22 protein-coding genes and 3 tRNA genes are annotated in these 24,343 nt (G+C 45.4%); 9 read left to right on the forward strand and 16 right to left on the reverse strand.

What is annotated here, in order from left to right; genetic code table 11:
- Window position 1 precedes the first annotated feature (1 nt).
- On the reverse strand, window positions 2-3,436 hold the full coding sequence (locus QXR92_02980) for a DNA-directed RNA polymerase subunit B (GenBank protein MEM0318973.1): 3,435 nt from the start codon (window positions 3,434-3,436) through the stop codon (window positions 2-4).
- Window positions 3,436-3,681, reverse strand: coding sequence for a DNA-directed RNA polymerase subunit H (locus QXR92_02985; GenBank protein MEM0318974.1), 246 nt, complete (start codon window positions 3,679-3,681; stop codon window positions 3,436-3,438). The genes QXR92_02980 and QXR92_02985 overlap by 1 nt, the downstream gene beginning before the upstream one ends.
- 1,091 nt (window positions 3,682-4,772) lie before the next feature.
- Between QXR92_02985 and QXR92_02990 the strand changes: the two genes are divergently transcribed.
- From QXR92_02990 to QXR92_03025, 8 genes are all read left to right on the forward strand, one after another.
- The gene (locus QXR92_02990; GenBank protein MEM0318975.1) at window positions 4,773-5,543 is read left to right on the forward strand and encodes an asparagine synthase-related protein; all 771 of its coding nucleotides are present in this window, start codon (window positions 4,773-4,775) and stop codon (window positions 5,541-5,543) included.
- Between the two features lie 38 nt (window positions 5,544-5,581).
- Complete coding sequence (locus QXR92_02995) at window positions 5,582-6,202, forward strand: ATPase (protein ID MEM0318976.1); 621 nt, start codon at window positions 5,582-5,584, stop codon at window positions 6,200-6,202.
- 374 nt (window positions 6,203-6,576) lie between these two features.
- Window positions 6,577-7,686, forward strand: coding sequence for a TIGR00303 family protein (locus QXR92_03000; GenBank protein MEM0318977.1), 1,110 nt, complete (start codon window positions 6,577-6,579; stop codon window positions 7,684-7,686).
- The gene (locus QXR92_03005; GenBank protein ID MEM0318978.1) at window positions 7,652-8,677 is read left to right on the forward strand and encodes an adenosylcobinamide amidohydrolase; all 1,026 of its coding nucleotides are present in this window, start codon (window positions 7,652-7,654) and stop codon (window positions 8,675-8,677) included. The genes QXR92_03000 and QXR92_03005 overlap by 35 nt, the downstream gene beginning before the upstream one ends.
- The gene (locus QXR92_03010) at window positions 8,667-9,200 is read left to right on the forward strand and encodes an NTP transferase domain-containing protein (GenBank protein ID MEM0318979.1); all 534 of its coding nucleotides are present in this window, start codon (window positions 8,667-8,669) and stop codon (window positions 9,198-9,200) included. Before QXR92_03005 ends, QXR92_03010 begins: the two co-directional genes overlap by 11 nt.
- Entirely contained in the window at window positions 9,166-10,284 is a 1,119-nt protein-coding gene (locus QXR92_03015; GenBank protein ID MEM0318980.1) for a histidinol-phosphate transaminase, read from the forward strand. The genes QXR92_03010 and QXR92_03015 overlap by 35 nt, the downstream gene beginning before the upstream one ends.
- A complete protein-coding gene (locus QXR92_03020) occupies window positions 10,223-11,056 on the forward strand; it encodes an adenosylcobinamide-GDP ribazoletransferase (GenBank protein ID MEM0318981.1) in 834 nt (277 codons plus the stop codon). Before QXR92_03015 ends, QXR92_03020 begins: the two co-directional genes overlap by 62 nt.
- Before the next feature lie 4 nt (window positions 11,057-11,060).
- On the forward strand, window positions 11,061-11,996 hold the full coding sequence (locus tag QXR92_03025; protein ID MEM0318982.1) for a cobalamin biosynthesis protein: 936 nt from the start codon (window positions 11,061-11,063) through the stop codon (window positions 11,994-11,996).
- A gap of 618 nt (window positions 11,997-12,614) precedes the next feature.
- On the opposite strand, the gene QXR92_03030 is transcribed toward QXR92_03025, so the two are convergent.
- From QXR92_03030 to QXR92_03075, 10 genes are all read right to left on the reverse strand, one after another.
- Window positions 12,615-12,736, reverse strand: a tRNA-Ser gene (locus tag QXR92_03030).
- A gap of 35 nt (window positions 12,737-12,771) precedes the next feature.
- A complete protein-coding gene (locus QXR92_03035; GenBank protein MEM0318983.1) occupies window positions 12,772-13,134 on the reverse strand; it encodes a hypothetical protein in 363 nt (120 codons plus the stop codon).
- On the reverse strand, window positions 13,100-14,269 hold the full coding sequence (locus QXR92_03040; GenBank protein MEM0318984.1) for a hypothetical protein: 1,170 nt from the start codon (window positions 14,267-14,269) through the stop codon (window positions 13,100-13,102). The genes QXR92_03035 and QXR92_03040 overlap by 35 nt, the downstream gene beginning before the upstream one ends.
- Before the next feature lie 142 nt (window positions 14,270-14,411).
- Window positions 14,412-14,489, reverse strand: a tRNA-Glu gene (locus tag QXR92_03045).
- A gap of 137 nt (window positions 14,490-14,626) precedes the next feature.
- A tRNA-Ala gene (locus QXR92_03050) sits at window positions 14,627-14,702 on the reverse strand.
- 51 nt (window positions 14,703-14,753) lie between these two features.
- Complete coding sequence (locus QXR92_03055; protein MEM0318985.1) at window positions 14,754-15,146, reverse strand: DUF1641 domain-containing protein; 393 nt, start codon at window positions 15,144-15,146, stop codon at window positions 14,754-14,756.
- Entirely contained in the window at window positions 15,140-16,324 is a 1,185-nt protein-coding gene (locus QXR92_03060; GenBank protein ID MEM0318986.1) for an FAD/NAD(P)-binding oxidoreductase, read from the reverse strand. The genes QXR92_03055 and QXR92_03060 overlap by 7 nt, the downstream gene beginning before the upstream one ends.
- Window positions 16,325-16,348: 24 nt before the next feature.
- On the reverse strand, window positions 16,349-16,588 hold the full coding sequence (locus QXR92_03065) for a sulfurtransferase TusA family protein (protein ID MEM0318987.1): 240 nt from the start codon (window positions 16,586-16,588) through the stop codon (window positions 16,349-16,351).
- A gap of 46 nt (window positions 16,589-16,634) precedes the next feature.
- Entirely contained in the window at window positions 16,635-17,039 is a 405-nt protein-coding gene (locus QXR92_03070) for a DsrE/DsrF/DrsH-like family protein (GenBank protein ID MEM0318988.1), read from the reverse strand.
- A 96-nt stretch (window positions 17,040-17,135) separates the two neighbouring features.
- Window positions 17,136-17,933 carry a hypothetical protein gene (locus tag QXR92_03075; GenBank protein ID MEM0318989.1) on the reverse strand — a complete coding sequence of 266 codons (798 nt, stop codon included), beginning with the start codon at window positions 17,931-17,933 and terminating at the stop codon, window positions 17,136-17,138.
- Window positions 17,934-18,024: 91 nt separating this feature from the next.
- Here QXR92_03075 and QXR92_03080 point away from each other — a divergent pair, with 91 nt between their 5' ends.
- Complete coding sequence (locus tag QXR92_03080) at window positions 18,025-19,812, forward strand: phosphoenolpyruvate carboxykinase (ATP) (protein ID MEM0318990.1); 1,788 nt, start codon at window positions 18,025-18,027, stop codon at window positions 19,810-19,812.
- Between the two features lie 3 nt (window positions 19,813-19,815).
- Here QXR92_03080 and QXR92_03085 read toward each other — a convergent pair whose 3' ends face one another.
- From QXR92_03085 to thrC, 4 genes are read right to left on the reverse strand one after another with little or no spacing between them, the layout of a single operon-like run.
- On the reverse strand, window positions 19,816-20,829 hold the full coding sequence (locus QXR92_03085) for a homoserine kinase (protein ID MEM0318991.1): 1,014 nt from the start codon (window positions 20,827-20,829) through the stop codon (window positions 19,816-19,818).
- A 12-nt stretch (window positions 20,830-20,841) separates the two neighbouring features.
- Complete coding sequence (gene asd / locus QXR92_03090) at window positions 20,842-21,909, reverse strand: aspartate-semialdehyde dehydrogenase (protein MEM0318992.1); 1,068 nt, start codon at window positions 21,907-21,909, stop codon at window positions 20,842-20,844.
- Window positions 21,902-23,032 (reverse strand): hypothetical protein, encoded by a 1,131-nt coding sequence (locus tag QXR92_03095; protein MEM0318993.1) that lies wholly within the window; start codon window positions 23,030-23,032, stop codon window positions 21,902-21,904. The genes asd and QXR92_03095 overlap by 8 nt, the downstream gene beginning before the upstream one ends.
- Window positions 23,033-23,035: 3 nt before the next feature.
- Window positions 23,036-24,088, reverse strand: a complete 1,053-nt coding sequence (gene thrC, locus QXR92_03100) for a threonine synthase (GenBank protein MEM0318994.1) — start codon at window positions 24,086-24,088, stop codon at window positions 23,036-23,038.
- Window positions 24,089-24,343 lie beyond the last annotated feature (255 nt).

Raw genomic sequence — 24,343 nt, forward strand, 5'->3', positions numbered from 1 at the left:
CCTACTCCCCCATCAAATCACTTATCTTGAGCCTGGGCATTATCCCCATGCTCATCATTTCTTGAAGAAGGAGCTTGAAGCCGTAGGCCATCTCTACCATGTGAAGATCTCCCTTGTCTCCGTGAATTGGGCAAACATATGCCTTCCTTGTCCTATCGTACCATCCTATGTGTCCGCACTTGCTGCAAACATAAACTGTTGTCTTATCGCTGCTCTCCAGAAGTCTCTCCCTCAACAGCATTGCCGTTCCATGACCAATTAGAACATCTCTCTCCATCTCGCCGAACCTAAGTCCTCCTTCTCTCGCCCTTCCCTCTGTGGGCTGTCTCGTGAGAAGCTGGACGGGACCTCTTGCCCTTGCATGGAACTTATCAGCAACGATGTGGTGAAGCCTCTGATAATATACAATGCCAATCATTATAGGTTTTCCTATTACTTCTCCAGTCCTTCCATCATACATTACTTCCCTTCCATCTGGTGAGTAGCCTTTCTTCAGAAGGCTTAGCTTTATTTCCTCAATTGGTTCCTTGCTGAAGGGAGTTGCATCTATGAACTTACCTGTAAGGGCAGCTGTCTTTCCAGCGAGAGTCTCGAGAAGTTGTCCCAAGGTCATTCTTGATGGGAAAGCGTGCGGATTTATTATTATGTCTGGGACTATTCCATCCTCTGTATATGGCATGTCGTATTGGGGAATCAGAAGCCCTATTACTCCCTTCTGTCCATGCCTGGAAGCAAACTTGTCACCTATTTCGGGAATTCTATAATCCCTCACCCTGACCTTAACGAGCTTATCTCCTTCCTGTGTTTCTGAGACGAATACTGCATCGACAACTCCCTTTTCTCCATACCTGATGGTAATGCTGGTATCCTTCCTCACATTTGCGCCGAAGCCATACTCTCTGAACTCCTCGAGGAATCTAGGCGGACTTGTCTTTCCGATCAGAGCCTCTCCATCCTTGACCTCAACCTCTGGAGAGACAATACCATCGGAGTCCAGCTTTTTGTAGATTTCAATCCCTCTGAAGCCCTTCACTCCTGACTCTGGTATCTCTATTTTGTCCTCCTGTCCACCAGGATACTTCTTCTCCTCTGTCACATATAGTCTGTAGAAAGTCGATCTCATGAATCCTCTTTCTGTGCTGGACTTGTTGAATATGAGAGCATCCTCGATGTTATAGCCTGTAAAGGACATTATCGCCACAATTGCGTTCTGCCCTGCTGGCCTATCATTGTATCCTATAACGCCTAGGGGCTTTGTTTGAACGAGGGGCTTCTCAGGATGGTGGAGAAGATGAGCTCTGGAGTCAGTTCTCACTGTGAAGTTTGCCGAATACAAACCAAGAGCCTGCTTTACCATGGCTGATTGGTAGGTATTTCTCGGAGATTGGTTGTGATCTGCATATGGAATTGTGGAGGCGGAAGTCCCAAAGATCCCTGGAACCCATACCTCCAGATGAGTGAATTCCTCAGCTCCTTCTCTAAGCAGATCGGCCGGGTTAAGTGCTATATATGCATTGTCCTCCTCATCAGCATCCAGGTACTCTATTTTCCCTTCCTTAACAAGATCGGAGAACTTCTTCTCTCCTCGCTTCAACTGCTCTATGTCTTTCCTAGTTATCAGGGGCTTCCCGTTTTTTAGAAGAATGAGCGGCCTCCTTATTCTTCCTGCATCTGTGTTTACGTAGACCTCCTTCACATTTCCATTTTCAAAATAAGCGATGTTGACTTCATGATGAAGTTCATTTCTCCTCCTCAGCTGCCTAACAGCTTTGGCTAGCTTCTCCCCGTCCTGAACGAATCCTATGAGCTTTCCGTTCAGAATCACCTTGGACCAGCTGAGATATTTGCTCTCCCCCTTCTCTGAGGTCTCCTTGACTGCATCGCTGAGGGGAACAACTCCAAGCTTCATCAGAGTTTGCTTAACCTTCCTCTCATCTATTCCCACAGTTATGTATGTGAGGAGAGAGAGGCTCTTCACTAAGCCACAGTTGGGTCCCTCAGGCGTCTCAAATGGACACATCCTTCCCCACTGCGTTCCGTGGAGGTCTCTGGCCTTGAAGAGTGGCTGACTCCTGCTCAGAGGCGATACAACCCTTCTCAGGTGGCTCAGCATGCTCATCCAGTTTGTTCTGTCAAGAAGCTGGCTAACTCCCGTCTTTCCTCCAACCCATGTACCAGTTGCGAGGGCATGCCTTATCTTCTCAGTTAGAACATCTGGCCTGACGATTCCGGATAGCTTGAACCTTCTATTCCTTGCAAGGGACTTTTCTGCCTGATATTTAAGATCCTTTGTGAAGCTCTTCAGAGCAGATCTGAATAGAGTTGCGAGAAGATCACCAGCAAGCTTTAGCCTCTTGTTAGCATAGTGATCTCTATCATCGGGCTGTCTCCAGCCCAAATACAGCTCCAGGACCATGGATGCCATCTGGGCAAGGAAATATCCCTTTTCCTTTCTGCTGCTCGGAGATGAGCCCAAATGCGGAAGGAAGTACTTGTCGATTATCTGTTTTGCTCTTTCAATTCTGTTCTCTCTTGGTTGACCTATAGCAACTCTTCCTCCTAGATAGTCCAGAGCATCATCGGAGGTCATTATCTCCTTTGCTACTTCCAAGCTGGGGAGAAGATGGTTCTGAATCTCGGGGTGGAGGCTCACTGCATATGCTATATCCTTGTCTGATTCAAAGCCAAGAGCCCTCATTAGGATTGCGAAGGGAATTCTTCCTGGTATTCCTCCAAAGCTCACACTCATTGTTCCATCTCTATGCAGATCGAGAACTATGGAGATCCTGTAGGATCCTGTGCTTGAAATTACCTTGGCGCTATAGAGAATGTTGGTGTTTGGCTTCCCCTCATCCACAAGGATCCTGTTAGTTACCATGTCCTCCTGGGCAACAAGAACCTTCTCCGTTCCGTTTATTATGAAATATCCTCCAGGATCGTAGGGATCCTCGTTTATGCTTATGAGCTTCTCTGGAGGCAAAGAGCTTATGGGATCCAGGCTGGATTTGACCATTACGGGAAGATCCCCTATATACACTTTCTCCTTCACATTCTCAATTCCGTTCTCAATGAGAGATATTTCCAAGTACATGGGGGAAGCATAGGTGATGTTTCTCACTCTAGCCTCAAATGGTGTGATCTCAACCTCAGAACCGTCTGCCTCTCTGGAAATTGGCTTGAGAACCTCCAGCTTACCTAGCTTGAACTTGAGATCCTTCACTGAGAGCTCTATCTCACCCTGTTCATTGACAATTTCCTGCAGCATTTCGCTGACAAAACGGTTATAGGAATCAAGGTGCTGTCTGGAGAGACCTTGTTCCTCTATGAATTTTTTAGCAAGAAGCCACCTGTTATCCTCGTTCAAAAATGAAATATCTATAGTCTTCTTACCCTGCTCGATCGATCCAGAAGAGCTTTCTTCTGCTTCCGAGGACATCAACCAATCACCACCAATCTATAGACAACAGCCTTTCCCGTCAGCTCATCCTCCCTCTCTATTCTTATGAGCTCCCCCGGCTGTGCCCCAAGCTCTCGGGCAACCGGATCGCTCGTCCTAATGAGAGGCAACTGATTAATTGAAATATTCAGCTCCTTCAATATTCTTGGAACCTCGGATATTGGTATTCTCTCATGCTTTGGTACGAGAACGTGGTCTAACACGCTAAATTTCTTTGGGGACATAACCTATGATACCTCCAATATTTTTCATAAAGGAAGACTTTCTCTTCCATTCAAAGATCACTAAAACATTTTGGGCTATTCTATTGCTCCATAATTGGGTTTTTAAAGATTATCCTCATTTCAGTTTTTTCTAAATGCTTCCTTTAAATATGAGAAAGGGCTCTTTATGTCTTTTCTAATTGCTTCCTGTCGTTCAATTCTTCGATCTTCTTTTTAAACTTTTTGCTCAATTTTCGGAAAATTGAATTGCACGCTCAGGAGCCGGAAATCTGTGAAAACTGTGTTGTAGCAGAATCAACATTGAAAAACCAAACACTTAAATCAAATTGACTGCCTTTTCAAAATCTGAACAAGCATTGTAGGTCTCAGCTCTTTTGGTGCTCTTCTTAGATATTTTTAGGCAGGTCTTTTTTTGCTCCTTTCTTTTTCACCTTCTTTGAAGGAGTTTTTCCTTTATGTTTTAATTGAACTCTAAGGATGGTTTATATTGTAGCAAAATTCCCCCAAATTGTAACTTTTTGTTTTAAACCCGAAACAACCTGATTTTTGAACTAAGTGTCTGAAACTTGTTTTGAAACTTTTCTTTCAATCGCAACACACATGGCGGGTAGCACAGTTTCTGATCCCATCTTCCCCTTCTTAAAGAAAGAAGGTTCTGGAGAGGTTTAGGGCTACATTCCTATAGAAGCTGAATTTAAGCCTTGAGCCTTGTCTTGAGAGCAATTACCTCTATAAAGGTGAGGACTAAGAGGATATGCTAAATTTTCATAAAATTTGCCACACTATCCCTACACAAAATGAGGAAATTATTTGTAAAAGTGGTTCTGTGCCACCTATGTTATTTATTATGGTTCTTATATGATGTTTTATGTGTTGGTTTTGTTTGTGTACGTGTTATTAATGAAATCAGTGTCGGCATAAGTTGCTTAGTGGGCGGTGGAGCTAATTTTTGTTATAATTATTTAAAAAAGCAATCTGATGGAAGTCTCACTTAGATGCTTAGCATATTGATATAGTCTCCGATATGAGAACAAAATTAAATAATAAAAATAAAATATCATAATTCGCCCAAATTCTTCTCGGTGGCTATATTGAGGCTTAAGACTTCATGCCGCTTTCATGCTTATAAACTTCTCAACGCTATAACCGGCGTAGTAGCTGAGAAAAAATGCGACTGCATCTCCTTAAGCGGTGGCATTGACACCTCTGTAGTAGCGGTCGCAGCTGCAACTGCCGGTCTTAAACCAAGAGCCTATGTTGTTGCCTATGAGAGCGGGTTGCCTAAGGATCTATACTATGCTGAACACGTCTCTAGATTTCTCGGGCTAGAGCTCAAGTACGTCATAGTAGACAGAGACAAAGCTATGAACTTAGCTAGAAAGGTCACTGATTGCTTTGGCAAAGAGAACCTAGACTCACATGGCGATGGAGGATGCATTGAGATGAGAAATGATGTAGTGTTCTATGCTGTACTCGAAGAAACACTCAAGGACGGCTGTTCGTGTGTCTTCCTTGGCTCTGGGGGTGACGAGCTATTTGCTGGGTACAGCTTCATGCTTGAGCTCACTAGCTCAGAGTTGGAAGAAGCTATATGCAAAATGATAAGAGGGAGATTCCCCGAACTCCAAATAGCTGATTGTATTGGTGCGAAGGCTGTAGCCCCATTGCTTGACGAAAGGGTTGTAAATGTCGCCACCACTATACCGATGGAGTGCTTGAGGGGCATACCTCCTCGGGGTAAGGAAGTCCTTAGGTATATATTAGAGGAGAAGGGACTCTGGGAGATAGCAGAGAGGCATAAGGCTCCAGCAGAAGAGGGCTCTGGGACTAAATCCTTGTGTGTTTCTATATATGATAGATAGCTGATGATCCTCGTTGAACCTCATCGGGGGATCTGGATATGAGGGTAGCGTTCGTTTCTGGCGGCAAGGACTCCTACTATGCTGTCTACAAGTATGGCGGAGTAGACCTTGGAGTAATGTTGGTGTATGACTTTCCGAGACCTAGTCCACACACAGTGAACATCGGTAAGAGTCTAGAGTCTCTACTAGCATGCAGTATTCCAGTGTTGGTTGCTAAGCTGAGCAAGGGCCGAGAGTTTGAGGAGACAGCAGATCTCCTGAAGAGGATCTCCCCGACCATAATAGTGGCTGGTGATGTGTACGTAGAGGATCACTTGAAGTATATGGAGAGGTTGGCTAAGGCTATAGGTTCAGATCTTGCTGAACCCCTGTGGAGCTACGATCCAGTGGAGCTACTCTATAGAGAGATAAGGGATGGTATTAGACCTGTGATCATAGGAGCCGTAGATAGCCTGAAAGGATATTTAGGGAAAACTCTTACACCAGATATGTTGGAGGAGTTCGTCCGCTACTCGAGGACTGTGAATGTTGACCCCTTAGGGGAGCATGGGGAATATCACACACTGGTATCTGATGGACCGCTCCACAAGCAAGGAATTTCTTTTAGGCCAGTAGGAGTAGAAGATTTTGACTCATACAGCATCTTGAGGCTCATCTAAGTTACATTGATAAAGAAAAGAATAATAATTATCTTAAATGCTATTGTGCGTGGAAATAGTTCTACAATGGTTGAGAACCTTTTAGATCAGCTCCCTCCAATTTACTCGAGACTTAGAGATCTAGGCGGTGCTCTCGAGCGTCCTTAAGGACATTGCAGTTCCAAAAATAATGCTGGGGATGAAGCAGATAAAGTCAACTAAATATGGAACATATATGGAAAGTCGAAACAGTTTTCAAAGCATGCTCATACCAATGCTCTCTACATTCTCATTCTTGAAAGCCGGCCTTAGCTGAACCTTTATATGAGCCAAGTCCAAATATTTTTCGTTTTTTATATAATTTGATATTCTATCATTATCTTTGGGTCTTAAGTATGGCAGAGCAAAGCATAGTCAAGGTATTAAATGGTAGAGAGGTGTGGGATGAAATCACCTCCCGAGGATTCAGTAATGTGCTTTCCGTTTACTTCATCGCTTCAACTAAGATTTCCACGATTCCTGGAATAAGCCTAGCTGGAGTCAACTCGGAGCTTACTCTCTACACTCCAGCCCTTGATGTTGAGTACTTGACCCTAGGAAAGCCGAAGTCACTGCCCATTGTCCCGACGACACCAGATGGAGTGCCTACTCCAGCTCTATTAACAAGAGTTGCCATACAGCTTTCAGGGATCCCTTACCTAGTTGTAAACTGTGGAAGCTATATAGATCCCCAGATACCGCATGTGGACATACCAGGCAAAGCTGTTGGAGGAAGGATCGATGTTGAGGACTCTCTCACTCCAGAGGCTGTATCTAAACTTTTCGATGGTTCGAGAACTCTGGGAAAGATGCTTGGGTCGGAGAGCTCTCTTCTGGTTGTAGGTGAATCTATGCCTGGAGGGACAACTTCGGCTATGGCCATTATGGAGGCGCTAGGCTATAGAGCCGTTGGAAGGGTGAGCAGTGCGAGTCCATCAAACCCACATGACCTGAAGAGAGAAGTCTTTGAGAGCGCTGTTAAAAGAGTTGGAAAAAGGCTTCCGCTAGTTGAACCACTAGAGGTAGTTAGCCACTTCGGAGACCCCCTCCATATATCGATTACAGGTTTTCTCGCTGGAGCGCTTGAGAGAGGCGCCAGAGTTATATTGGCAGGTGGCACCCAGATGTCTGCTGTACTCGCCCTGGCTAGAGCTCTCGGTATTCGCTTTGGCGGTAGAGTAGCCATAGGCACCACCCGCTGGATTGTCGAGGACAGGAGCTCAAACCTTTTGGGGCTTGTTAAAGATATATATCCAGATGTTCCTGTAGCCTATGCTGATGTGAACTTCTTGAGCGTTAGGCATCGGGGTCTCAGAGCTTACGAGGAGGGGTATGTTAAGGAGGGGGTTGGAGCTGGTGGCACTCTGATAGTTAGTGCTCTCCTCAGGAATATTAACATGGAAGAGTTGTTGAAAGCGGTGCAGGAAGAGTATGAGAGGGTCGTTAGTCTTGCCCAAGAGAGCTAGACGCTTAGATGCAGACACTATACTGAGAGGTTTCGACAGCCCTATGGAGGTAGTCTCAACACCCCCACTAATCACCCCAGACAGGCCTATAAGAGGGGAAGTGGAGGTCCTAGTATTTAAGAGGGTAAGGACCGAGGAAGTGGAGAACCCCATAAAATACTATACGCGAGTTGCTAGAACGCTAGGCCTGAAAAGAGCCCTGATGGTCACAACCTCGGTGTCTTTAGACGATAAATTCAGTTACATAAGGGTTGAGAAAGCTGTTGCCTTTCTTTACATGACTGCGAGCCCAAAGCCCCCGGTATGCTCAGATTCTGTTACATGCCTTCCCCTTCTCTTTGGCACAATCAATGCAGTTGCTGTAGATTACCAGCCGCTGAGCTATAATGCTCTAGTAGATCTATTGAGAACCTCAGCTGAAGCGAAGGTTTTAGCTTCAATCGACCCTCTGCTGCGATGTAGAACCTGGTCGCCAGAGACGGTGTCTGATTCTATATTGATCCTCGAGCCGTCGGAAGTGAATGAGAGAATCGCTTTTGCAGGTATATCCACTAACATTGGGAGGCTGCTAGACGTGTTCTCTGAAGTTTCTTCCGGCTGCCTCATACCCGAGGTAAACATATCCAAAGCTAAATCTCTTGCCTTGAAGCCGCTAAAGAGAGCTCAGCAAGATCCTAATGTTTGGGCCCTTTTAGTTGCAGCCAGAGAGCTAGACCTTCTTGGACTAGCCGGAAGCATACCAGAGATAGCCAAGGAAGAGCTCGAGGAGGACGGCAAAAAATTAGTTGCTGATGAGGTCATCGACACAGCTTTACTCACATACCCAGCTGGACTCAGTGGCTTGTTCATAATATACCGGGTCGATAGGCAGAAAGACTACGGCATTGTTGACCATGAAGAGCTCGGCGTTTTCATGGACTATGTGCTTTCAGCATTACTAGTATGCATGATAGTAGATCTCCTTGCTAGGGTAGATAGAGATGAGGAATAGGGTCATTTGTGTAGTGATGGCTGGTGGTGAGGGAAGAAGATTTGGCAACCCAGAGAAGTTCATGGAGAAGGTATGTGGGGAGCCGATACTTTCCAGACTCGTGAAGCAGCTAGAGAGGCTCTGCGTGCATATAGTATTAGCACTCTCTCATAGGACTGAGGAGGTCTGCTCTGCCTTCGGAGACGAGCTTGCCATTAGCTGTGTCGAGCTCCCGGGTAGGGATTACGTCGAAGACCTGGGCATGGTTGTTAGAGCTCTTCCTAAGCCCCTCCTAGTGGCAGCGGCCGACTTGGTCATTAGCTACGAATCCCTTCTAGGTTTCGTCGAGATAGCTCTTGAGCTTCGAACAAGTATAGTAACAGCTGAAGCGGTTGGTGATGGTTCGCCCTCGTTGCTGGGCCTCTCCTTGTTTCATGAGGAAAGAGGAGAATGGGTAAATGTCTTGTTAGATGGTCGGAGCGCAGTAGATGTAGACGAGCGTGATGACCTTGAGAGAGCTGAAAGAGTATGTAGGCAATTGTAGAGGGCACGGGGGCAGAGCACCTGAGGGCTATCTAGACTTTTCTGCCCCTCTCAACCCACTGGGCACTCCTGAAGTAATCAAGAAGCTCATTCTTGAGGCAGTAACAAAAGGTGCTTACAGTAAATACCCTGACTACGAGTATGACCGACTTAGGGGGGCTATCGCAGGCTTCTACGGCATTGAGGCAGAGGGAGTGGTGCCGCTAAATGGGGCTAGCGAGGCTCTGTATCTGCTCTTACTCACTTTGAGACCGGATACCTTAGTTGTATTTGAGCCAACTTTCGGAGACCATGGGTGTTTGTCTAAGACTGTAGGATTGAAGATAGTTCCCCTCCAGTACATAGAGTCCGGACTCAGCTACGAGCTGCCCATGCAGGCCCTCAGAAACATAAGTGCTCTCAGAGGGAGTAAAGCTCTGGTGATGTTATCCAACCCTAATAATCCTACTGGGGCTGTGCTCTCAATAGACCAGGTTAAGGAAGTTCTTGAAGTCTTCACAGACTCGGTAGTGGTAGTTGATGAAGCATATTTGGAGCTATGCTACTCATGCGATAGTGCAGGTTCTCTTAGGCTGACAAAAAGCTATGATAACTTAGTTGTCCTCAGGAGTCTAACTAAGATATATGTAGTTCCGGGCCTGAGGGTAGGGTTCCTTTATACGTCAAATGCTAAACTAGCAAACGTGGTTGAAAACTCAAGACCCCCGTGGAACGTTAACTCTATAGCTGAGGAAGTATTTTCGACTGCACTTAGCGAGCATGCAGGAGAATTGAAGTCGTTCATATCGCTGTCTAGAGATGTAGTCAGGTTGGAGGGAGAGCACCTATCTAGGGGCTTGAAGTCGCTTGGGTTAACTGTATACAGGTCCTCAGTTCCCTATTTTCTCGTTAAGCATGATCGAGTCACGACCAGCGAAGTAGTGAAAGCCTTATCTCAAAGAGGAATATACATTAAAGACGCGTCTGTCTACTTAGGCTTGTCCCAATACCACGCTAGAGTGGCAGTTAGACTAAGGCATGAAAATGAGGTACTATTATCAGCATATAGAGAGGTGCTCCAGTCTGTCCGCAAGCAAGAGGATTAAGGCACTCCTATCTCTGATGACAAGGATACCTCTCGGAGAGCAGCCTATAGAGGAGGCTGCTAAAGCATTCTACCTTGTGCCCCTTATTGGGACTCTTGAGGGTCTAATTGTGGGCTCCATAGTTGCTCTTTTGGTCTGGCTAGGTGTTATTCCAGTAATCATATCTATCCTTTACTTCTTTCTCCACATAGTACTAACAGGCGGTATTCATCTAGACGGTTTTGCTGATTATTTAGATGTGATTGGGTCACATAAGTGCGGAGACCAGGCCTTAAGGGTATTGAAGGACCCTAGGAAGGGGTCCTATGCTGTGGTAGTTACTTCACTGAGGGTAGTTGCAGGAGTAGCGAGCCTATCTGTGCTGGTAGAATACCTTGGAATGATGATTGTTTTTCCATTAGTAGCATCGTATATAGCATCTGCCGAGGCGATGTTTGTAAGCTGCCTTTTTGGAATCGAGGAACCGTACGAAGGTATGGCTAGAAGCTTCTGCAGGTATTCCAAGAACCGCATGCATGTTCTCAAGAACATTCTATACTACTTAATGCTCTCCATAACATTAGTAGCCCTGGGAGGCCTAAGCAGAGCAGGACCTAGTACTGTTGTAGTTCTCGCACTGCCGGCTATAGTAGGCACTTTAGTTTCTCATGATGCAAACAAGAGACTAGGGTTTGTTAATGGAGATGTTATGGGGTTCTCCTATGAGCTCACCCAAACGATCTCTCTAATACTGGTTGCAACACTGATCTCGACTAGAAGCTTAGCAAGGTGAAGTTATGCTCTATACCTTGTTTGACCTATTGCTAGTTCTCTTTCTTGCTCACCTCATGGACTTCATCTACCCATACCATACTGGACCCCTCTTTCTTATACATCCAGTTCACACGTCTTATGTGATGGCTGTGAAGCTGGGGAAGCCATTCTCTTCAAAGGCTAAAGGAGCTATAGTGTGGATTCTAGTCATCTCTGCACATATACTTGCCTACTTCTTCCTCATTTACTTCTCTTCTCTTATTCACAAAGCCCTCTTAATAGTGATCTCGGCCTATATTTTGAAGACCTCTTTCTCCCTTAGACTACTTTTCGACATAGTTGGGAAGACCTCTGTCTGTTTAAAAAATGGGGATTTGGAATGTGCCAGGTTCTGGGTACAGCAGATAGTTAGGAGAGATGTTAAAAAGCTCCAGGAACAACATTTAGCTTCTGCGGCTATAGAGTCCTTAGCTGAGAGTCTAGTTGATGGTTACATCTCACCTCTCTTCCTCTTCATTTTTCTTGGTCCCCTAGGAGCCCTATTCCAGAGAGTTGCAAACACTCTCGATAGTGCACTAGGATATAAGGACCCCCCATTCAGAGATGTTGGATGGTTTTCAGCGAGAGCAGACACGGCAGTAAATTATGTTCCAGCAAGACTTGCGAGCCTCTTCATAGCTCTCGCGTCTCCGGCTGCTGGAGGAAGTATTGGGGTTGCTTTCAAGACAATTAAGAAAGAGCACGGTAGAACTGAGAGTTTCAACGCAGGATACCCTATGTCCGCCATGGCTGGAGCTCTTGGCGTGAGGCTGGAGAAGATCGGGTGCTATACTATAAACAACAGTGCCAGATGGCCTGGATGGCAGGACATAGTGAGAGCCCTTAAAGTTGCTAAGCTCGCTGTGTTCTTATGGTTAGCTGTGTCTCTGGGAGCTATACTCGTAATCAAGAGCATTTAGTTCAAGCTACTAGAGCACCGCTGTTCATAAATAGAGGACTTCTTTGGGCTCGACAGCCACCCATGAGTCCGCGCGGATACCTAGATTCGCGTGGGAAGGTAGAAGTTCCTGATATGAAAGAACATAAAAATGAATATCCAAGACAAGCAGTTTACGAGGCTGGCATCTTTCCTCATAATATCAAACTCTAGTAATTTAAAAGCCTCCCAAAGTGATGGTAGATTCACAACACTCTCCAATGTTTTCTCTTTATGTAGAAAGAGCAGTGATTAACAGGTCGGGCAAATTTTTATGACTTAGTAAGTTTTATTTTTAAAAGGATGACGCTTATTAAAAATAAATTTTCTATTGATCTCCAATCCAGCCTTCTCTTGTTTTCTTTAACAGTTTCTCCTTTCTTTCCACTTTATTCTATCATATTTACAAAGAGCAGATCAGGAATAATCAAAACAGGATAAATCATGCTGAAGATTTCCAATTAAGATTGACATCCTCATAGTTCCGAAGAGCTAGGATGCAACTTTCAGAAAAAAATTAACGGAACTTCTTGATAGTTATTTTGTAAAGTGAAGCTATACAGCAGCAAGACATTGTGAGCGCTCTTGAGGGCTAGGAAAGCGCCGGGGGCGGGATTTGAACCCGCGCGCCCCCAACGGGACAGTAGGTCTCTCTCCTTCTGCCGGAAACCTCCATTGCCCTGGTCTCGAGCCTACCGCCTTAGACCGCTCGGCCACCCCGGCTCATAATTATTTTAAAATAAAACGGCAATTTATTCTTATTGAGAATGAGAACTTAGCTCCTTCAGTCCTCTAAAGACGGTTGTTCCATTTTCGTTGCTGAGCTCCACCAGCATCCCAGTTGAAAGGCTCTGAGGATCTCCTTCATATCTACCAAGAATTTTCATTCCGTTGAATTCCGCAATTCCTATGTAAATTGGGGGCGTAAAACCTTTAGGCGGAACAAGAATTATTGTATATGTTAAAATTTTTCCCACAGCCCTCTCCACTGTGACCTCTCTGAACTTGGTGCTTCCGCAGAAGCATCTGAACTTAGGGGGAAAGAATTTCCTTCCGCATTTCTCGCATTCATAGTACCTGAACATTCTACCACCCTCTCTCATATAGAACTGTGAAGGCATTGTTTCCAAATCCGCCCATGCTCATTGAAATCGCATAGTTGAAATCCCTCTTCACCTGCCTCTGACCTGCCTCCCCTCTCATTTGCAGAGCAATTTCATATGCTTGAGCAACTCCTGTTGCTCCTATAGGATGCCCCTTAGCCTTGAGGCCACCACTAGTGTTTACGGGAAGCTCGCCGTCATACCTTGTTTCATATTCCATAGAGGCCTTCCATGATTCCCCCCTTGGATAGAAGCCCATGCTCTCCAGCTCAACAAGCTCAAGAATTGTTGCCATGTCATGTAGCTCTATGAGTCCTATTTGCTCTCTAGTTACTCCGGAGAATCTCAGTGCTTTTTCCAATGAATTCTTCACTGCATTTAGAATCAACAGATCCTCTCTCTCATGAACCACATGGGTATCGGTAGCACCAGCTACGCTTTTTATTATTATAGGCTTGCTTGTGATGGTTGTTGCTGTATCCTTTCTCACCAGCAGAATGGCTGCAGCTCCATCGCTTATTGGCGTGTAGTCCATGACCTTGAGAGGATCATTGACAATCTTGGAGTTCATGTATTCTTCAATTGTTATTGCTTTCTGGAAGTGAGCCTTTGGATTCATGCTTCCGTGGAGATGATTCTTCACAGCTACATAGCCAAGTGCTTCCCGGGGAACAGAGAACTTTTCCATATATAGCCTAGCAAGCATGGCAGCATAGCTAGGAAGGGTTACACCGTGCCTCCTCTCATAATCATGTACTAGCCCTGATATTATAGCTGCATTTTCCTCAGTCGATATATGGGTCATCTTCTCTCCTCCGACAACGAGCACTGCCTCTGCTTGACCCGATGCTATGAGGAGCCAGCCATTGTAGAGAGCAGCACCGCCGCTTCCGCTTGTGTTCTCCACTCTGAATACTGTTGCATTTTCAAGCCCGAGAAGGCCTGCTAAGATGTTCGCCGGCCCCATTATATTCTCATATCTTCCTGGGCTCATGGCAGAGGCAATGAGGGCATCTATTTTTTCTACGTTTGTTCTGTGAAATACCTCTTCAATAGCCTCCATGTAAAGATCTATGAGGCCCTTTCCCTCCCTCTTGCCGAACTTCGTCATCCCATAGGAAACAACTGCTACTTCCTCTAGATCCCTCGGCATGCTGCTTAACCTCTGGGATTTCTATGCCCAGAACGTATTTAATTTTTTCGTCTTTTGAATATAATCAATTCGATTTATGACTATTTTCCAAGCTTCTTGAAAGAACTGTTTCTCTAGGCTTTCGACTAGCGAGAATAGGAACTGGTGCCGCGGCCGGGATTTGAACCCGGGTCACGGGCTCGAGAGGCCCGCATACTTGGCCGGGCTATACTACCGCGGCACAGGAGACTAATTCCATAAGAAAATATTGGGCTTTATATTGATTTCCTCAATCTGTGATTTCTATCCGCATTGACTTCAAGCTCAATACTAGCATTTCCAGAGAGAAGATGATCTGTGAATTTTAAAATAGGATTTTGGTGGACCGGCCGGGACTTGAACCCGGGACCTCTCGGGTGCAAACCGAGTGCTCTTCCAGCTGAGCTACCGGCCCTCAATGTTAAAAATAGAAAAAGGAGTTTTTAATCTTTAACAGCTTTTCCAATCATTTCTTACTAAAAGATCCAAGCAGCTTGAGAAGCTTTATTAGCTTTGTGAGCCCTATTTGCACTTCTGGATCTTTCAGAGCTTTCAATAGTCCCCCTATGCCAGTTTTCTCCCTCTCCTCTGAGAGAATTATCTCCCCGCTTCTTTCAAGCAACTCAGCATAGTTATCCAGCCTATCAGCCAGTCTCAAGATCTCTGGATTCATCAAGTACTTCAGTAGGCTCTCTAGAACTTCACTGCTTGATATGACTTTGAGAAGATCGATAAGGCCGCTCTCGTTCATTGCTATGAGCAATTCGGTCAAATTTGCTACAGCTTCCTCCATCCTCGGATCCTCCAGATAATTCAGAATCCTCTCATTTGCCTGAGCTTTTTCATTTGCCTCTACCATCCTCTCTCACCCAATACGCTAGGCTCAGTAGCCTCGAAATACGCATTGAATATTGGCTCAAACTTTCTTGGATGCATGAGCGATGGGAAGTACATAGAAACGAAAAGATCCTCCATTAGTCTCTTCAGCTTGGAGAACCTCTGCCCCACTGGCTTATTCTCGTAGTCACTAATCACGAATATTGCCTCATTGTCTGTTATCATGGGACAGTTCGTTCTTCCAGTGTACACGGCATTCTCTCCTCTAATTCTCCTCCATACAGTGAAGGCACCAAGATGGGCGGCAACACCTGTCTTCGATGTTGGAGCGTTGGTGCAGTCTCCAATAGCATAGGCATCATCATAGGAGGAAATGCTTAGCTTGTTCTTGTCGACCTTTATGAATCCATCTTCGTCTCTGGCATCCGCTGGGTTGATCTCTATTTTGGGCCCCTTGTGAAATGGTATCACAGCCAGAGCATCGTATGCTACTTCCTCTCCATTCATTCCTACCACTACTTTTCTCTCCACATCAATGCTATCTATCAAAAACGATGTCCTGACTGATATGTTTCCGAACTCCTCCATTTTTTTCTCAATTGTTCTGGCAAGCTCAGCTTCTGTATATGCATGCGGTGATGGATATAGGAGCTCTACGCTTACATCCCTTTTCTCTTTCTTGAAGAAAGATGCTGAGAGAAATGTCCCCTTGTGGGGAGCGGGAGGGCACTTTATAATGAGATCCGGAACTCCTATCACGAATTTTCCCTTCTTCAAGCCCCTGATTGTTTCCCATAGCCTCACTGCTGATTGAGGAGTTGAGTAGTAGTCTCCAAACCTATTGAGGCTCTCCCTCATGCCAGGAAGGGAGTCATAGTCAAGGCTTGCTCCCGCAGCTACAACTACAACATCATAATCAAGCTTTCTATTTTTCTCAGTGATAGCAAACCTATTTTCCAGATCTAGCTTTGTAACCTTTTCCAGTATTAGCTCCACATTCTGATGCAGAAGAGAATTCACGCTTCTGGAATACTTCTCCGGCGGTTCTCCTCTGAATGCTATGAAGAGATTCGCTGGTTGGAAGAAATGAACTGGAGAGTCAGTAACGAGTGTTACTTTCTTTCCCTCTTCGGCAAGCAAATTTGCCGCTATTATTCCTCCTGATCCTCCTCCTATTATCAGCACTCTATTCTCTGCCATTGTTCTCACTTGGCTCAATTTTAGCTATTTCTTCGCTGTAACTTCTATGACAGCCCTAATAACTCCTGAACTATCCTGTTTCAGCTCAACAAGCTTATTTCCGGTGCTCTCAGTCCATGATTTCACATCTGCAACAAATCCCTGATCTGTTGCAAGAACTTCAATTATGTCTCCATTCTTTGCTTCTCTGTAGGCTCTTGTTAGCTTTGCTATAGGTCCGGGACATGCCATGCCTCTAGCATCCACTAGTTTTTTTTCTCCCATCTTTTCAGCACCTCATTTTCAAATGCCTTTAGAAAGACTCAAGAGATTAAATATATATCACAGTGTCTCCCGCTGTTTTTGTCAAAAAGAAGGTTGCTCCCACTACATCATCAACGATGGGATCCCAGTCCTCCTTCTTTACGCCGAGAGCCTCTGCTGTCATTGAGCATCCATATACCTTCACATCCCCCATCTCCTTTGCCATCTTCAGCATATCATACCAGCTTGGAGCATTCATCTTCTGCATTCCCTCGAACATCTTCTTAGCGAAGTCGCTGAACTCCGCAGACGGTCTGGGCTCTGGCTTGTTCTTTGTGAAATAGGGAACTGCGAAGCCCGTGACGAAGATCTTGACTGGAATTCCGAGGCTGGCTGCTGTCTGGGTTAGAACTCCAAGAGAAATGAAGTTCTCCGCCTGTCCTCTTGCTATTATTATTGAAAGACCTGCCATATCTAGCACCGCAAATTCATATGCTCTTTGCCATATAAAAAGAATGTATATATTTATCATGTCTAATTTATGTCTTTAAATATTCAAAAAAATTACCTACTCTTGAAGGCTGAGGACGATCTCTACCTTGTTCGCTCCAGATAGAAAGATGCTTGGCTCGTCAAGCTTCAAGCCATACTTTTTCTCCAGATATGTCTTCATAGAGCTGGAAAGGCTCCTTGTGAGACAATCAGCTTTCTTCACATTCAATTTCGGATGAGAGATAAAGCTTACATAGAGAGAGAATGGTTTTCCATTTAGGTACAGAGTTTTTATAGATGTGAGCTTGAAGAGGGAGCTTTCCTCTAGCTTATGCATAATTCGATCCAGGCTTTTTTCAAGAGAAAATGAGTTTTTGACAAGCTGTTCCAGCTCCTCGCAAGAGTCCGAATCCCTTAATATCTTGAATAAAACTGCTCCTCCAAAATCGGTTGAATAGAACAAGGCTTTTGTCAGTTCACTGGGATTTTTGACTATTTGAATTGTCTGGAGACCCTGGCAACATGCTGAAAGGAGAGAGCTTGCTTCTGGGAGTGACTTGCCGAGATTCTTCCATTGAAGAGCTATGAGTCCTATGTGCTTTCCATCTTCCTTCGGAAAAATCCACGTAGCTGCAATTTCTGCCCCTTTTTTCTGCAGATTGATTACTGCCTGTGCTATCTCGAGCACTGAGGATTCAATGAAAAGAAGGAGAAGATCTCTCTTCCCTGAAAAGAGTCTCAGGTTTTCGTTCCTGAGGGAAGGAAGAAGGGCAACCAAGCCATCTAAAGATTTGGAAGACTCATATGATATTTCCGGCATGCTCTCCTGCTCAGCACTTATCTCCACAATCTTTCTGTCAAATTTTTCTCCCAATGCTATCTATCTCCCTCAAATGAATAATCCGGCAACAATTTAATAAAATTATTAAAATGAAAAGTTAAAAGGAATCCTTGAAGTGTTTAATATGGTTAAGCTTATACCAGATTTGGATGATATAACTCCTGAATCCTTTCTCTCATCTCTGTTTTCAATTTTCGAATACAAGAGAAAGGCTGGGATCACGCCATATCTCGACAATCCAAGCGACCTTAGAGAGAGAGCAACGCTGTATGCTACAAGCTTCAAAAACGGTTCCTACGGATGGGCATCGAATATCTGGTCAAGGTCTGCCGCAAACACGGTAATAATTAATGATGCTAAGGAGATGAAGAGAGAGCACAAAATCCTGCTGCAGAGAGTGCTGGAGCACGTTCTTGCGCAGGGTCCGCTGATTAAAGTGGATGGAGCTTATGGATCTCCTGGAAGCAAGGTCAGAATGAACGTTAGAGTCTTTGTCGATCCCCAGTTTCCCGATCTAGCCTACCGCTGGAGACAGCTTGTATTTGAGCCTGACAGAGACAGGGATCCAGATGCTACATTGATTGTAATACCACACTATTTGGGTAACCCCATAATACCTGGAACTGACAGGTTGATGGCCGTAATCAGATTTCCAAACCACAATTTCACAGTAATAACTCTATCATCATACCAAGGAGAGATAAAAAAGGGTGCTCTGTGCCACTGGATTTATTATGCATATAAGGCGGGATGCACGGGAGAGCATGCTGCCCTCAGGGAATTCAGTGTAAAGACCATTGATGGATCCTGGAAAAGGGTTGTTCTGGCCATATGGGGATTGACTGGAAGCGGAAAGTCGACTCATGGCTTCTATGTATGGACTGAGAGAAATGCTGAAGTCTACCAGAGGCTCTTCGGAATCAACCCACTTGAATATGTGAAGGAGCAGGAAATAAAGAACGATGATATCATAGCAATCTGTGAGGACAGGGTTTACGGCTCTGAGCTGGGAGCTTGGACGAAGACTGAAGATTTAACACCAGATCTGGAAGCTATGTGGAATGGGGCAATGAGCAGCAGAGCTCTTCATGAGAACACAGAGTTCGATGAGAGGGGATATCCAGGATTTGAGGGAAAGCTTTTCCAGTACTTCGGTTCTCCGAATAGGAATGCGAGGTCTGTGCTTTACCTAGAAGATACGGGCTACTTCAGAGGTAGTGTGGACAGCAGCGGAAGGCTCAATGCTGCTGTATTCCTAAGTCCGGGATACTTCACTGATTATGCATGGGTTAAGATAGTCGACCCAGCACTAGCAGCTAAGGTACTCGCCGATGGAAGGACTGTAGGCCACGCAGCGCAGGCCAGAGAGCTTGTTGGAAAAGTTAGGTTCGTTCCGAGGTACTCTGAGTTCACAATTGGTGTTAAGGATGACGTCCATGTTATCAGATTCTATGAATTCCTGAAAAAGTGGAGAGAGAAGGGACATGAGGTCAACATATATCAGTGGAACACAACAGGCAGAATAGTTGCTAAATACAGATGGGTTGAGAAGAAGCTTGGAGATAGAACAATAATGGCCCCAGAGCCAATCCTGCAGGAAGTGAATGGAATTCTGAAGCCCGTTGGAGGAGAGAGGCCCCTAATAGAGGAGACTGAGCTGTTCTTGCTACAAGCGGAAAGGGGGGCTGTGGAGTGGTCTCCGCATCCAGTTTGGGGCGAAAAGGTGCTGGTTCCAAAGAAGGTGGAGGGGATTAGTGAGGAGAGGTTGAAGCAGCTGAGTCCGCTCACATATATGAGCATGGAGGAGTTCAGGGCCCTGCTGAAAGCTCAGCTGGAGGAGAGTAAGTACAATTTAAGCAGATTGGGTCTGAAGCTTCCACCAGAGATAATGAACTCCATGGACTTCGAGTAGCAGCTATTCTCTCCTTTTTATTCCTTCCTCAGAGGCCTCTGAGACAATGTACATTGAGCTAATGCCCTTCTCCTCAAGCAGCTCGGTGAGGGCCTTTCCCACATTATTGGCAACTTTCTCGTTTGGAGAAACTGCGAAGACTGAGGGGCCTGCTCCAGAAATGTTGAAGCCAAGAGCTCCGTGCGAAAATGCTTCCTTCTTCAACAGGTCGTAGTAGGGAATTAGTTTTTTTCTGTGAGGTTCCGCTATGTGATCGGTTGAAACTGATTCACCGAACATTTTAAGATCCTTTAGAAAAAGTGATGCTGTTAGCTTCCCCACAGCGGAGCTCTGCCTTATGCTGCTCTCCAAGCTTATATCCTTTGGAAGGATCCCTCTTGCTGCCCTGGTCTTTCCCTCGACCTTTCCGAGACCAGTTGGGACAATTACTGTGAAGAAGGCATTTGCTGGAATTGGGAGCTTTATGAACTTTAGAGTTTCGTAGTCCGTGAGAACGACTCCTCCGAGATAGCTGGCAGAAACGTTATCATAGTGCAGCGAGCCAGCTGCCATCATTTCACCGCAGGCTGAAATTAGAATGGATTCCCTTTCTGAAAGAGGCAAACCAAAGAGGTGGGAAAAAGCTCCGACTGCTGCTACCGAGGATGCTGCAGAGCTTCCGAGCCCTCTTGAAATTGGAACTCCTTTCTCCAGCGTGATATGGAGATCGACCTTTCTTTCCATTCCACATGCTCGGAGCAGCTCTCTGATCAAGAGAAATGCTATGTTTTTTTCATTTCCACCGGGGATTTCCTCGCCTCTTGTCTCGAGCTCTATCGAACCGCTTCCCTCCTTTGCCTCCAATGTGAGTGCATCTCTAGGATGCCTCAGAGCTAAGCCAAAAATATCGAATCCTGGGCCCAAATTTGCTATAGAAGCTGGGCTCTCCACTGCAACGCGCTCTAGCCTGAGAGAGGCTCCTCTGCATTTTTCCTCGAATATTTTCAAGTGCTCGCAAAAGGGCTGAACTGCGCCCAATTTCTCTGCCTCCTAGCTGAGTTCCCCCCTTTTCAGGTACTCTGCATATAGCTCTGCCATGAGAACTCCAGTTCCTGCTGCTCCTCTAACTATGTTGTCTCCTAGAACAACATATCTAAGCAATCGGCCTTCTCCATCGAGCTTTATCCTTCCCACAGTAACTGCCATTCCTTTTCCATTTCCCCTGTCAAGCCTCGGCTGAGGCCTGTCATCCTCTTCTTTAACTATTATGGGCTCCTTTGGCGCTGTAGGAAGATGCAATCCAGATATCTTGTTCCAGGAAGTGCTTCTCAACGATCTGACTATCTCTTCCTTGCTCACGCCGCTTTGAGAGAGCTCAACGACAACGGATTCTGTGTGTCCATACAGGACTGGGACCCTTGTTGTGGTTGCATATATATTGAAATCAGCATGTGAAATTTCTCCATTCTCCAGCCTTCCAAGCATTTTTTTGGGCTCGCTCTCCACCTTCTCCTCCTCCCCCTGAATGAAGGGAATGAGATTATCGATAATTTGCATTGAGGGAACGCCGTGGATCCCTGCTCCGCTGAGAGCCTGCATAGTTGTTACGAAAACTTTTCTGATGCCGAAGGCATCATATATTGGTTTGAGGGAAAGAGTCAATATTGCTGAGGTGCAGTTCGGCACCTTCAGCACTTTTCCGCTTCCAAAGTTCTGCTTCCTGAGAAGCAATATGTGATCTGCATTAACTTCTGGGTTCAGAAGGGGGATGAGAGGATCCATTCTCCAGTTGCTTGCATTGGAGAAGACTATTTTCCCTCTATCAATCAGCCTTCTCTCTACTTCAATTGCTTCCTCTGCAGGTAAAGCTGTAAATGCAAAATCAAAGTCATTCCTTTCCAGAAGCTCCTTATTTGAGATGAGCCTGTTTTCCTCAACCTCGCTTGGAATAGGCTCGGGAAGAAGCCAATTCACAGCCTTGGAGTATGGCTTCCCAATGCTTCTCTCAGAAGCTGTGAGATAGACTGGCTCAAACATCCTGTGACCTGAGAGAAGAGAAATGAATTTCTGACCAACGAGACCTGTGGCTCCCAGAACAGCAACTCTGAACTTATCCATTTTCAGCACCCCAGATGAGATTTTCATGTATGAAATCGAGTAGTTCCAGAGCTGGGGATTTTTTGTCAAGAGATAGAAAAAGTAAATGAGGCCCCCTTATTTCGAATTTCGCCCCAAATTTTTCAGAATCCAAGTCATATGTTCTCAGCTTCCTCATGGCTAGAGCAGAGCTGTTCTTTCCTATGACCGCTATTCCGTATCTATCTGAGAGCTCCTTCATTGATATGACCTTAACTCCCTCGCTCGAGCATCCATTACCGCATATGTTTGTCCCCTCTCCAGAAATGGATCTCACAATAATTTTTCTCGGAAAGGAGAGGAGCTCTGCTGGCTCTAGGGTCTTTGGATGTAGGCGCTTTACTCCATAGAGAGAAGCCAGCTTCGCTTCCATCATCTCCAAGCTATCCACTTTTTTTGGTCTCCTCACGAGCTTTGGATCGCAGCTCATTATTCCACTAGTCTCCGTAATCAGCTGCACCTCCTCAATGGATAGAGCTCCAGCCACCGCTGTAGCAGTATAATCTGAACCTCCCCTTCCAAGAGTGGTAACTCTTCCATTTTCCAAGGAAGCTATAAATCCCTCTATTATTATTGGAGAGCTTTCCCTATTTACTGCCGAGATTTCCTCCCTCAGCCTGAAGGAGGTCTTCTCATAATCTATTGAGATATCACCATTGCTTTGTGAAGCAACAATGCTCTTTATGGCGCTTATATGTGCTGGTTTTTTTCCAATGACTCTGAAAGCACCAGCCATTAAAGCTGCACTCAGCCTCTCTCCAAAGGAAAGTATCAGCTCCCTGCAGAGCTGCCTCTCTAGACATTTATCGAAAATTGAAAACTGAAGATCATTCAGAAGCATTGATACTTCTTTTTCAGCTTCTGGATCCCCTATTTCTTCAGCAAATCTTAAGTGCAGATCTCTGATCTTATCTAACTTCTCCAGATTTCCAGCAGATATGTCAATTAGCTCATCCGTAATTCCTCTTGCTGCGCTCACAACCAGGAGAATTGTGTTTTTTTCTCTCAAAAATTCCTCCGAGATCCTCTCAGCTATCCTTATATATTCCCTCCCTGAAAAAAGGAGGGAGCCTCCAATCTTCACGACCTTCTCTATCTGTATCACATCTCACCTCCTGATTTCCTCAATGGCTTGGGATTCACCCTCTACTTGGATAATTGAGGGGGGGAACCTGGATAGCAGTGCGCTCCCTTCTTTGAGAGCGCTCCCAGTTCCTATTAGGACTGCACTTTCTCCCCTCTCCACTATTCTCTCCTCCAGGGCCTTGAGCAGACCGGCAAGGGTTGAGGCAGAGGCGCTCTCAACCCCTATGCCTCCCTCTCTAGCCAGCTGAAGCTGTGAATCCAATATTTCCCTGTCCTCAACATCTACAGCATTGCCTCCAGACTCCCTGACTGCAGCAAGCACTCTCTCCCAGTGTAGGGGGCTCCCAATCCTTATGGCTGAAGCTATTGTCTGTGGAGAGCTCACCTCACGGAATTTTCCTGTCCTCACTGCATTCACAATTGGTGATGCCCCCTCAGCCTGGACAATAAGAAGCTTTGGCAAGCTATCTATAATTCCCAGCTTCCTTAGCTCCTTCAAGCCCTTCCATATAGCATATGTGTTCCCTCCATTTCCAACAGGGATAACTATCCAATCTGGCACTCCTAATTCCTCGATAATTTCGAAGGCAATTGTTTTCTGCCCCTCTATTCTCCATGGATTCACTGAATTCATCAAATAGATCTCTTTGTCCTTTTCCGAGATCTCCAGAGCTTTCTTCATAGCGGCATCAAAGTTTCCAGCTATTTCTAGAATTCTTGCTCCATATAGAGCTAGCTGGGAAATCTTCCCCTCTGCTATACCATTCTTTGGGACCATCACTATTGGCTCCATCCCGGCCCTTCTGGCATACGCAGACATGCTTGCAGCAGTATTACCGGTAGAAGCAGATATTACTCTTTTGGAGCCAAGGGCCCCTGCAATAGTGATAGCAACGGTCATGCCTCTGTCCTTGAAGCTTCCTGTAGGATTGGATCCCTCGAACTTCATCCATATTCCAGCCATGCCAAGCCTCTTTTCAATGGACTTCAGTCTGATCAGCGGTGTGCCTCCTTCCATCATTGATACTATCCTAATGCCCCTTGGAACTGGAATAAAATCTCTATATCTCCACACTCCTCTTCTTCTTGTGCGGTGACTGGGGAATGAGTTCCTGAGGGGAGAATGCTCGAGGTGGAGGAGGCCGCCGCATTCGCACAGATATCTCTTTTCAAAAATTGAATATCTTCTACTGCACCTATCACACACTAAAGCGTTTGGCTCAAATCGCCCACCTGCTTGAGAAAGTTATTACTGTAAAAAGCACTTTTAAGTGGTTCCCCTACTTTTTTCCTATTAATAGGAAAAACAGCATTTTTTATAATTTATAAT

The organism is Fervidicoccaceae archaeon (assembly GCA_038734945.1).
In the GTDB taxonomy this organism is placed as follows: domain Archaea; phylum Thermoproteota; class Thermoprotei_A; order Sulfolobales; family Fervidicoccaceae; genus ARK-14.